A 10,143-nucleotide genomic window follows, 5' to 3' on the forward strand; every position below is an offset into this window, starting at 1 on the left:
GGTCTCTGCTTCATCTGCAACACTCCTTCTGCTCACACAGAATTTAGTTGTGTTGCATCGACCGGTTGAATCCACAGTCGATTGCGGCCCCTCGCGACAGGCAGTTGTCGGCCAATTGCCGTCACTCGGAATCGACATTCCACCTGGATAGAGAGCTGACCACGAACCTGAAGATCCCCACTCCTACGCGGCTTTCGTGCTGCTCCCTCGTTGGTGATAAAGTCTCGCCAAATCTTAACGAGGGAACGATATGAAATTGTTCGTAGGAGCTTTGGCAGTCGCGATGTTGGCGGGATGTGCTGACTCTGGCCCCATAAAAGTTGGCCCAGACACCTACACGATTTCAACGCGTGTTCCTTTCGGTGGTCCTGCCTCCGCGAAAGGGCAAGCTTTGAAGGAGGCAAACGCGTTTTGTGTGTCCCAGGGAAGGGAAATCCTCCTCGACCATATGCAGGCGAGCGAATGCGCGCTACACGGTGGCTGTGGAGAAGCAGAGATATTTTTCTTTTGCCTAACCTCGAGTGATCCGCAGCTGAAGCGTCAAAAATACAGCCCCGACCCGACTCAGAAGATCGAAATTGATCAGCGGTAGACAGCTCCCGTAGTAGGCTCGGTTGAGGACCGCGGCAACCTAAGGTTTCGGAAGTCCTGACACGAAAAAGCCCAGACTAGTGCTGGGCTTCGTTGTTTCTGGGGTTGTGCGACCAGGGTCGTCATCTCTTGTGCGATGCTTCCCGGTAGCGTGACGAATGACGTCTTTCGATTGCTGCCTGTCGCCACCGGCAGCTATGGGTCGCCTGCTGCCCTTCGTGATAGGCAGAAAACGGCCAATAGATGCCTAAGAGTTCAGGAGCGACTCAATCAGCTGCGCGCGAGCTGGCTGGGCCGCAACTGCATGGAAGCAGGCAGCTTGCTTATCCATTTGCTGTAGGTCTTCCAGGTCAATCAGCCGGGCTGATGATTTTGCTCGTAGCGCTGCTTGGGCAACTCATGCCAAGCACTTCGAATACGAATTCAAGTGGCGGGCGGGAAGAAAGTACAGCCCTCGCGATAGAGTACTGGGGTCTCGCCCTGGCTATTGATCAGGTCGAGCAGGTTTTCGTTGGTGTGAGCATCTATGTTAGGAAAAACTCCTGACGGTTCGGGCCTCGTTGGCAGCACTCTGAACACTTCTTTTTTCAAGCACGACATTATCAGGTGGAACCAATAGTGTCACTTTGATAGCTTCCGTATCAGTAGTTCGCCACCAAACAGAAAAGCTTTTTCGAGAAGGAATCATGGGCCCACTTTACGAACAACAGTCGCTCTCTCCATTGGCAAACCTTATTGTTGATCGCGCGATCGAGAACACCAATCGAAAACTGATCGCCGGCTTTCGCAACAAGAGGAACTCCCGCCCGAACGCCAAGACCGCCGACCCGTTGCAGGCTGGCAAGGACACCCTTGCCGCCACCTCGGCGCAGAGTGCGATGGATGTTGCCAATCGCGGGGTAGCGTGGAAGGAGATTCTGCTGAAAAGCTTGTCAGCGGGAATCGGTTCACTTGCTACCTTGCAGTTCGATGGAGAGATCGATCTCAGCGCTGCCGATACCTCCAGCACCAGCCAACTGCCCGAGAAGCCCGGCGTTTATGTGGTGTATGACGTGAGCGGCAAGCTGGTCTACATCGGCGATAGCACCAACATGCGACAGCGTTGGCAGGACGGACACCTGAACGACCATCGCAATGGCAACAAAAAGGGTGAATCGTACAAGCTTTCCGAGCAACTCGAAGCTGGATGCAAGGTGAAATTCGTGACCATGGACTCGGCCGAAACAGCTGCTGCCCTTGAAGCACACCTTATCAAGACCGAAAACCCGCCCATCAACAAGCGCCAGGAACTGCATCAGGAACAAGGCACCCGCAGCAACATCGAAGCCAAAAAGCTCAAAGACACCCTGGGCAATGCCACTGACGTCGCTCTGGGTGCTGGCAAAGAAGCGCTGAAAAACGCAGGCTGGCAATTGCTGGAACAACTGACTTCAGCCGCAATCATGGCCGTTAAAGACGAACTGGTCGACGTGTTCATGGGTGGCGCTGCTCGCCTGAAACAGCGCGTGGAGCGCTTCCTCAAAAAGATCTGGGCGGTGATCGAAAAAATCATCGAGGCGCCCCTGAAGCTGCTCAACGGCATCGTCGAATTCATCGTCAATGCCTTGTCCAAGGCCATCCGGCAAGTCTACAACCTCGCCCGCAACATTTTCGACCTCGCTCACGGCGCCTGGCAACTGTACAAAGGCGCGCAGTCGATGAGCCGGGAAGAGTTGATCCAGAAGATCGTCGAGACCGTAGTCGTCAGTGGCACGCTGGTGCTCTGGGACGGCCTGGAACCGGTGATAGAGTCGCAATTGATTCCGCTGACCGGGATGGCAGCACCCTATATATCCTGCGTGCTGTCGGCCATCGGTTTCGGGCTGTGCAGTTATCACTTGCAGAACCTCGTGCCCCCTATCGTTGCCTACCTGGTGGATTTCAAGACCGGATGGAGCGAGTCGCTGGAAGCCAAACGAGAGGCGGCGCTGCAGCTTATCAAGGTGCAGGAAAACGAATGGTTGATGGCCGAAGGTCTGATCGAATATGCGCATTCGGTAGATGCGCTGGCCAGGGAAGCAATAGACCACCGCGAACGATTGGCTCGGCACACCAGCGTGAGTGCAATCGATTTTTCGGCACTCTTGCCAACCAACCGTATTTCGCAGGAGTCCTGACGTGTTCAATTTTCTGGGTGGCAGAGTTGTACTTACCGGGTCGCCAGCCGCTGAAGTAGTCCGTCAACCGGTGCAGAAGTTGCTGACGGCGCCGCGCTCCGAAGAGAACCAGCTGAAAGACTTCCATGAAGGTCTGCAAAAGCTCAACGCCGCGATACAGCGTGGTTCGAAGACCAGAGCGCAATTGAACGACTTTCAGAACCAGGGCAGTTGGGACTCGTTCTGGGGTGGCTTGTCGGGCAGGAACGACAAAGACCTGGCCAAATTGCTGACCGAATTTGGCGCGAGCCTTGAGGTGACGCAGAGCGTGGTGCAACTGGTCACACAGGTGCATACCGTGAACAACAATGTTCTGCGCGGTTTCAATGATGCCCTGGTGCGCGAGATCGAGCGCCTGCAAGCGGATACCCAGACCCTGGAAGGAAACCAGAACGGTGCGCTGGTGGTGCTCTACGAGTTCAAGCATCAGATCGACGAACTGTTGGCGTTGGCCGATGGCTATGAGTACTGCAGGCATGCAGTGAACCAGTTGGCCGCCGCGCAGAACAACCATGAGACGGAGTTGCAGGCATTGAGCCTGGCCTTCTCGAACGGCACCCGGATGCAGGAGCAACTCAACTCAGCGTCCTCGCGCCAGTTAGCCCAGCAGATGGATGCTCAGGGGGCCCAGCAGAAGCAGATCGAGCGAGTGACCAAGCTGTTGGGCAGTGAAATCCAAGCGAGGGAACGCCTGTCGACCTCTATGACGGCGTCGTTGAAAGAAATGAGCGACGCAAGCGAGGCGCTAGTCCAGCGTCTGGGACACGTCGAGTCGAAGATGAGCCAATTACTGGAAAACCAGCAACGAACCCAGGCTCGAATCGAACAGCTAGAGACGCAGTTGCTGGCCAAACCCGGCTGGCTGCGGCAGCAGGCCGTGGCCCTTGTTGCGGTGGTGCTTTCAGGTGCGGCGCTCGCCTCGATGTTTGCCTCATGAGGTAAGTGCAAGGGCAATATCGATTTCGACGATTCTCACCATCTAAATCATCCTAGGTGCCGTAGACACCTTCAAACGGCCGTTTTTGGCGGTTGGTGAACGTCCGCTTTGGGTTGTGGATTCAGCCGGTTCCAGCAGGCAGCTATTGGCCGATTGCAGCCTGCCGCGAAGGGCTGTAAACGCCCCATGGCGGCCCGTCGCTTCAGGCGCAGATGTACCGATAGTGGCCAGTCAAGAAGTACAGCATTTGACCCACACCGGACCGCAAGCTGTCGATGATATGATCCAGACGTCTATATCTCGCCAAGAGATCGCCCATGGATCGCTTGTCTACGTTGTTGTCGCAGTTCGGCGTGCGCGCAAACCTGTTTTACAATGGCAAACTGTGCGGCCTGGCGTCTTACGATGGCGCTGAACGACGTGGCTATATCCACCTGCTGCAGGCTGGTAGCGTCACTTTGCTGGGGCCCGATCGCAAGGGCTTGCTACTGACCCGGCCCAGCCTGATTTTTATGCCACGCCCCAGCCGGCATCAACTGTTTGCCGGTGAGTCCGAGGGCGCTCAACTGTTGTGTGCGTCAATGGAGTTCGGGGGCGGGGTCGATAATCCGTTGTCGGCATCGTTACCCGATTGTCTGGTGTTGTCCCTGGATGAGCTGCCAATGCTGGCCGATACGCTGAAATGGATGTTCGGCGAGGCGGCGGGCGCGCATTGTGGCAGGGAGGCAGCGCTGGATCGCTTGTTTGAACTGCTGATCATTCTGTTGATTCGGCATCTGCTCGATCATCAACAGTTGCGTACCGGAATGATGGCCGGACTGGCCGATTCGCGGCTGGCGCGCTCTCTGGTGCAGATTCACAACGCACCTCATCGTGCCTGGTCGATTGCGGAACTTGCGAGCGAGTCGAACATGTCTCGCGCGGCCTACGCAGTGCATTTCCGGGCTGTTATCGGACAGACGCCTGCCGATTATCTGTTGAGTTGGCGTATCAGTCTGGCGCAGAAACGCCTGCGTGAAGGACGGTCGATTACGTTGATCGCCGCCGAGGTCGGCTATGAAAGTCCTTCGGCACTTGCACGCGCGTTTCGACGCAAGACGGGTTACAGCCCTCGGGACTGGATGAAAGATCTGGCAGGAGAAGATGATGGGGCAATGGCCTGAAACTATCGAACTGCTTCAGGCCATCCCAGGAGGTCGATCATCGGGTTAACGGCTTTCCAGCTCAGTCAGAGAATGGCCGGCCACAAATATCGAAGCGGCAAGCAACCCGATGTCTTTAAGCAGAAACTGGCCCGGCGCAACCGTAATGGCTGGAAAACCGAGGCCGGGTTCAATCACGCCGGGAGTCGAGAACATGAAGCTCAAGGTCGTGAAGAACAGTCCGGCAGACAGTGCACCACCGATCAATGAAAGCTTGGGTGACAGCAGGCGACCTGCAATCAGCACACCGATCGAGACCTCCAGAACGCCGAGCAGACTGGAGAAGGTATCGACACTGAAAATGTCATAAACCCAACCCAGGAAAGGGCTGTTGCTCACCAGTGGAACCAGCCCGACGGCTTCGTAGTGGGTGAACTTCATCCCGCCGAACCAGAAGTAAATGACCGCGAGCGCAAAATAAGCACCGTAGGTGCCAAGCGCCATGGTTTTGATCCCGAGCGTTGAATGGTTTTGTGCGTTGTTGGTTCTGTGGTTCTCGATACTCAAGGTTTTCATGATCAAGGCTTCCGATAGTGTGGTGAGGAACGCTAGTCAGCAACCCGGCGCGGTATGCGTTGGGAGTGGAGACAGTGTCGCCGTTGATTCCACGCTCGTGGCTTCTGAACGTATTGCGTTCAGTGCAGATCGTCTTGACTCATTGCAGGTCTTGAAAAAGCAGGCGCCCTGAAAGAAAGGCGATGAACTACCGGGTTCGGGCCGGAACATAATCGCCGGCCGCCCCGAGTCGAAGCGCACGCTTGAGCTACTGGCCGCCTGCAGAGACGTTGACCGAGTCTTGCAGGACTGAGTTAAAGAAACCGGTTGAATCCACAGCCAATAACGGTCCCCCTGAAAATCAGGCTTTCAACAGAGTATCCGCGACTATTCCTGAAAAAACCGTCTCTACCGGCCCGGTGAGAAAGACTGATCCCACGCCATCCCATTGAACCGTTACCACTCCACCGTCACATTCAACCTCAACGCTATTGTCTAACAGACCGCGACGAATTCCGTTAACCGCGGCGCCGCAAGAGCAGGAGCCCGAACCCTGCGCAATACCACCCCCGCGCTCCCAGATACGCAACCGGATGTGCTCTCGGTCAATGATCTGGACGAAATGCACGTTCGTCCTTTGCGGAAACATAGGGTTGGTTTCAATTATCGGTCCAATCGTCGCAATCTCGACTGCTGTCAGATCATCCACAAAATAGGTGCAGTGCGGATTTCCCATGCTGCAAGCTGCCGGGTCACCGGCAAGTGGCAACATCGAAGTATCCATTTCCAGAGCCAGAGGAATATCCGACCAGCCCAAAAGCGGCTTTCCCATGTTTACAGTAATGGCGCCGGTTGAAGTTCGTTCGCAAGTCAGCAGCCCACGGCTGGTTCGCAGTACTACCGAAGTCATATTGGATTCACGCATCAGCATATCCGCGGCCCCCCGCGTTGCGCTGCCGCAGGCGTCCAGCGTTGTGCCATCGGCATTCCAGAACACCAAACGCGCATCTGCATCATCGCAATCGAGCACCACCGCGAGTTGATTGAAGCCGACTCCCCGGTTCCGGTCTCCCATTCGCCGGGCCATATTGCCTGTGATTGGATTGGGTGAGTTTCGCGAATCCACGATAACGAAATCATCGCCATTGGCGTGCATTTTATGAAAGCTCAGCGGCATGAATAGACCTCGTGGCGAGACATGTGATGAATTGACGTTTGAAAGCGATCTATCCCTATTCACATGACTTTTGCAAATTGTGTAAAAACACATGAGGCAAATGTGTTGGGCAGACCAGACACATCGTTGTGTTTGATTCGTCACCACCTGCTGTTGGTGCATCAAGGATTGAGCCGCGAAAGTCGGCCCCCCTGATCTCACACTTTGTTACCGCATACCCCAGCCGGGTGTAAAAACCTGCGTTGGTAACAGCCTCGCAGGCCACCTCTCCCCTGCGCTCACATGCCCGCCAAGCCCATCCCAGAGCGCTACCCGCGTTTTCTCAAACGCCCAATCCGCGAATTGGCCGGGTGATTGCATATGATTGTCTGTACAAGTACTTGCGTGTGCATAAGACACTTCGCTACGCAGTACATGCGCTCTTGCGGCACAAGCGCTTTCGATGGTCCTTGGGAATAAAATAATGAAAAAAGCATTTCTCACCCTTTCTGCATTGGCTTTGTGTGTGGCTGCCGGTTCTGCGCTGGCCAAGGAGTACAAGGAGTTGCGCTTTGGCGTCGACCCCTCTTATGCGCCGTTCGAATCCAAGGCCGCCGATGGCAGCCTGGTGGGCTTCGATATCGACCTGGGCAACGCGATCTGCGCTGAGCTGAAGGTCAAATGCAAGTGGGTTGAAAGCGACTTCGATGGCATGATTCCCGGCCTCAAGGCCAACAAGTTCGATGGCGTGATCTCTTCCATGACCGTCACGCCGGCGCGTGAGAAAGTCATCGACTTCTCGAGCGAGCTGTTCTCTGGCCCGACCGCGCTGGTATTCAAGAAAGGCACGGCCATCGGCACCGATCCGGCCTCCCTCAAGGGCAAGAAAGTCGGCTACGAGCAAGGCACCATCCAGGAAGCCTACGCCAAGGCCGTGCTGGACAAGGCCGGGGTCGAGACCCAGGCCTACGCCAACCAGGACCAGGTGTACGCCGACCTGATCTCCGGACGCCTCGATGCCTCTATCCAGGACATGCTGCAAGCCGAACTGGGCTTCCTGAAGTCGCCACCAGGCGCCGACTTCCAGATCAGCGAGCCGGTCGAAAGCCCCCTGCTGCCGGCCAAAACCGCCGTGGGCCTGACCAAAGGCAATGCCGAGCTCCAGGCCTTGCTGAACAAAGGGATCAAGGCACTGCACGACAACGGCACCTATGCGGCCGTCCAGCAGAAGCACTTTGGCGATCTGAATCTCTACAGCGACAAATAATGACCCTGTGCCCATTCTCGGATGGGCACTTTTTTGATTGAGGTAGGGCTGCTCAATGCTAGAAAACCTATTGCAGATTCTTGGGCTGTCAGGCTTCAGCCTCAAGGGCTTCGGCCCGCTGTTGCTGCAAGGCTCCTGGATGACTGTCAAATTATCCTTTCTGTGCTTGCTGGTGAGCGTTGGCCTGGGCCTGATCGGCGCCAGCGCCAAGCTTTCGAAATCGGCACTGCTGCGCGTCCCTGCGCAGGCCTACACCACGCTGATCCGCGGGGTGCCGGACCTGGTGCTGATGCTGTTGATTTTCTACAGCCTGCAAACCTGGCTGACCAGCCTGACCGAAGCACTGGACTGGGACTATATCGAAATCAACCCCTTCAGCGCCGGAGTCATTACCCTGGGCTTCATCTACGGGGCTTATTTCACCGAAACCTTCCGTGGCGCCATCCTTGCCGTACCGCGAGGGCAAATGGAAGCGGCTACCGCCTACGGCCTGACCCGTGCCCAGCGCTTTCGCCTGGTGGTGTTCCCGCAAATGATGCGTTTTGCCCTGCCGGGCATCGGCAATAACTGGATGGTGATCCTCAAGGCCACCGCGCTGGTGTCGATCATTGGCCTGGCCGATCTGGTCAAGGTGGCCCAGGACGCGGGCAAGAGCTCCTATCAGCTGTTCTTCTTCCTGATCCTGGCCGCCTTGATCTATCTGGTGATAACCACCGTTTCGAACTACGTCTTGCGCCGGATGGAAATCTTCTACGCCGCAGGCACCCGGGAGGCCGTGCGATGATCGAGCTACTGCAGGAATACTGGAAACCTTTCCTGTTCCAGGACGGCAATCACATCACCGGGCTGGCCATGACCCTCTGGCTGCTCAGTGCCTCGATCTTCTTCGGCTTCGTGATGTCGATCCCGCTGTCGATTGCCCGGGTCTCGAGCAATGTCCTGGTGCGCTGGCCGGTGCAGTTCTACACCTATCTGTTTCGGGGTACGCCACTCTATATTCAGCTGCTGATCTGCTACACCGGCATTTACAGCCTGGCCGCGGTGCGTGCCCAGCCAGTACTGGATGCGTTCTTTCGCGATGCGATGAACTGCACCATCCTGGCCTTCGCCCTGAACACCTGCGCCTACACCACGGAGATCTTCGCCGGGGCAATTCGCAGCATGGCCCACGGTGAGGTCGAAGCGGCCAAAGCCTACGGGCTGACCGGCTGGAGGCTGTACACCTACGTGATCATGCCGTCCGCCCTGCGTCGCTCGCTGCCTTACTACAGCAACGAAGTGATTCTGATGCTGCACTCGACCACCGTGGCCTTCACCGCAACCATCCCGGACATTCTGAAAGTCGCGCGGGACGCCAACTCGGCGACCTTCCTGACCTTCCAGTCGTTCGGTATCGCCGCGTTGATCTACCTGGCAGTCACTTTCTCCCTGGTCGGCCTGTTCCGCCTGGCTGAACGCCGTTGGTTGTCCTTCCTCGGCCCGGCCCACTAATTCAGGATGCTTGTTCATGTACAAACTGACCGTTGAAAACCTGCACAAAAGTTACGGCAACCATGAAGTGCTCAAGGGCGTTTCGCTAAACGCCAGGACCGGCGATGTGATCAGCCTGATTGGCGCCAGTGGTTCGGGCAAGAGCACTTTTCTGCGTTGCATCAACTTCCTGGAAACGCCCAACGACGGCGCCATGAGCCTGGACAACCAGCCGATCAAAATGGTCCATGACCACCACGGCATGCGCGTGGCCGACGCCAAAGAACTGCAACGCATCCGCACTCGCCTGGCGATGGTGTTCCAGCACTTCAACCTGTGGAGCCACATGACTGTGCTGGAAAACATCACCATGGCTCCACGCCGGGTGCTGGGCGTCAGCAAGAAGGACGCGGAGGATCGCGCCCGGCGCTACCTGGACAAGGTCGGTTTGCCGGCACGCGTCGCAGATCAGTACCCGGCGTTTCTCTCGGGTGGCCAGCAGCAACGGGTCGCCATTGCCCGTGCCCTGAGCATGGAGCCGGAGATCATGCTGTTCGACGAGCCGACTTCGGCCCTGGACCCGGAACTGGTGGGCGAAGTGCTCAAGGTGATCCAGGGTCTGGCCGAAGAAGGCCGCACCATGATCATGGTGACCCACGAAATGAGCTTTGCGCGCAAAGTGTCGAACCAGGTGCTGTTCCTGCACCAGGGGCGGGTCGAAGAGCAAGGTGCGCCCGAGGACGTATTGGGCAATCCAAAAAGCGAGCGTCTGCAGCAATTCCTCAGCGGCAACCTGAAGTAACCGCAGCGTCTTCGAGCGACCGCAGGGT

Annotated in this window: 10 protein-coding genes; 8 read left to right on the forward strand and 2 right to left on the reverse strand. The window is 56.8% G+C overall.

The features are described 5' to 3' along the window. Positions 1-250 precede the first annotated feature (250 nt). The 4 genes from ACCD00_RS28905 to ACCD00_RS28920 all read left to right on the forward strand — a co-directional run bounded on the left by ACCD00_RS28905 (position 251) and on the right by ACCD00_RS28920 (position 4,886). On the forward strand, positions 251-592 hold the full coding sequence (locus ACCD00_RS28905) for a hypothetical protein (protein WP_413428641.1): 342 nt from the start codon (positions 251-253) through the stop codon (positions 590-592). A 685-nt stretch (positions 593-1,277) separates the two neighbouring features. Further along, positions 1,278-2,747 (forward strand): GIY-YIG nuclease family protein, encoded by a 1,470-nt coding sequence (locus ACCD00_RS28910; RefSeq protein WP_413428642.1) that lies wholly within the window; start codon positions 1,278-1,280, stop codon positions 2,745-2,747. A gap of 1 nt (position 2,748) precedes the next feature. After that, positions 2,749-3,723 carry a hypothetical protein gene (locus tag ACCD00_RS28915; protein WP_413428643.1) on the forward strand — a complete coding sequence of 325 codons (975 nt, stop codon included), beginning with the start codon at positions 2,749-2,751 and terminating at the stop codon, positions 3,721-3,723. Positions 3,724-4,040: 317 nt separating this feature from the next. Continuing rightward, a complete protein-coding gene (locus ACCD00_RS28920) occupies positions 4,041-4,886 on the forward strand; it encodes an AraC family transcriptional regulator (protein ID WP_413428644.1) in 846 nt (281 codons plus the stop codon). 45 nt (positions 4,887-4,931) lie between these two features. On the opposite strand, the gene ACCD00_RS28925 is transcribed toward ACCD00_RS28920, so the two are convergent. Both ACCD00_RS28925 and dapF read right to left on the reverse strand, forming a co-directional pair. Beyond that, complete coding sequence (locus tag ACCD00_RS28925; RefSeq protein WP_413428645.1) at positions 4,932-5,441, reverse strand: YkgB family protein; 510 nt, start codon at positions 5,439-5,441, stop codon at positions 4,932-4,934. Positions 5,442-5,781: 340 nt separating this feature from the next. Next, positions 5,782-6,597, reverse strand: coding sequence for a diaminopimelate epimerase (gene dapF, locus ACCD00_RS28930; protein ID WP_413428646.1), 816 nt, complete (start codon positions 6,595-6,597; stop codon positions 5,782-5,784). A gap of 463 nt (positions 6,598-7,060) precedes the next feature. On the opposite strand from dapF, the gene ACCD00_RS28935 reads away from it, so the two are divergent. The 4 genes from ACCD00_RS28935 to ACCD00_RS28950 are packed head-to-tail and all read left to right on the forward strand — an operon-like array spanning position 7,061 to position 10,115. Next, positions 7,061-7,843: a transporter substrate-binding domain-containing protein gene (locus ACCD00_RS28935; protein ID WP_413428647.1), complete on the forward strand. Its 783-nt coding sequence runs from the start codon at positions 7,061-7,063 to the stop codon at positions 7,841-7,843. Positions 7,844-7,898: 55 nt separating this feature from the next. Further along, the gene (locus tag ACCD00_RS28940; protein ID WP_413428648.1) at positions 7,899-8,627 is read left to right on the forward strand and encodes an ABC transporter permease; all 729 of its coding nucleotides are present in this window, start codon (positions 7,899-7,901) and stop codon (positions 8,625-8,627) included. Next, on the forward strand, positions 8,624-9,334 hold the full coding sequence (locus tag ACCD00_RS28945; protein WP_413428649.1) for an ABC transporter permease: 711 nt from the start codon (positions 8,624-8,626) through the stop codon (positions 9,332-9,334). Before ACCD00_RS28940 ends, ACCD00_RS28945 begins: the two co-directional genes overlap by 4 nt. Positions 9,335-9,350: 16 nt before the next feature. Further along, complete coding sequence (locus tag ACCD00_RS28950; protein WP_413428650.1) at positions 9,351-10,115, forward strand: ABC transporter ATP-binding protein; 765 nt, start codon at positions 9,351-9,353, stop codon at positions 10,113-10,115. The last annotated feature ends 28 nt before the right edge of the window (positions 10,116-10,143 follow it).

The sequence above is a fragment of the Pseudomonas sp. Pseusp3 genome (assembly GCF_047304225.1).
Taxonomy (GTDB): Bacteria; Pseudomonadota; Gammaproteobacteria; order Pseudomonadales; family Pseudomonadaceae; genus Aquipseudomonas; species Aquipseudomonas fluorescens_CD.

Excerpts from the sequence above, each read along its gene's own strand:
- ACCD00_RS28905 (WP_413428641.1), top strand. The coding sequence starts at position 251 with ATGAAATTGTTCGTAGGAGCTTTGGCAGTCGCGATGTTGGCGGGATGT.
- ACCD00_RS28910 (WP_413428642.1), top strand. The coding sequence starts at position 1,278 with ATGGGCCCACTTTACGAACAACAGTCGCTCTCTCCATTGGCAAACCTT.
- ACCD00_RS28920 (WP_413428644.1), top strand. The coding sequence starts at position 4,041 with ATGGATCGCTTGTCTACGTTGTTGTCGCAGTTCGGCGTGCGCGCAAAC.
- ACCD00_RS28925 (WP_413428645.1), bottom strand. The coding sequence starts at position 5,441 with ATGAAAACCTTGAGTATCGAGAACCACAGAACCAACAACGCACAAAAC.
- dapF (WP_413428646.1), bottom strand. The coding sequence starts at position 6,597 with ATGCCGCTGAGCTTTCATAAAATGCACGCCAATGGCGATGATTTCGTT.
- ACCD00_RS28935 (WP_413428647.1), top strand. The coding sequence starts at position 7,061 with ATGAAAAAAGCATTTCTCACCCTTTCTGCATTGGCTTTGTGTGTGGCT.
- ACCD00_RS28940 (WP_413428648.1), top strand. The coding sequence starts at position 7,899 with ATGCTAGAAAACCTATTGCAGATTCTTGGGCTGTCAGGCTTCAGCCTC.
- ACCD00_RS28945 (WP_413428649.1), top strand. The coding sequence starts at position 8,624 with ATGATCGAGCTACTGCAGGAATACTGGAAACCTTTCCTGTTCCAGGAC.
- ACCD00_RS28950 (WP_413428650.1), top strand. The coding sequence starts at position 9,351 with ATGTACAAACTGACCGTTGAAAACCTGCACAAAAGTTACGGCAACCAT.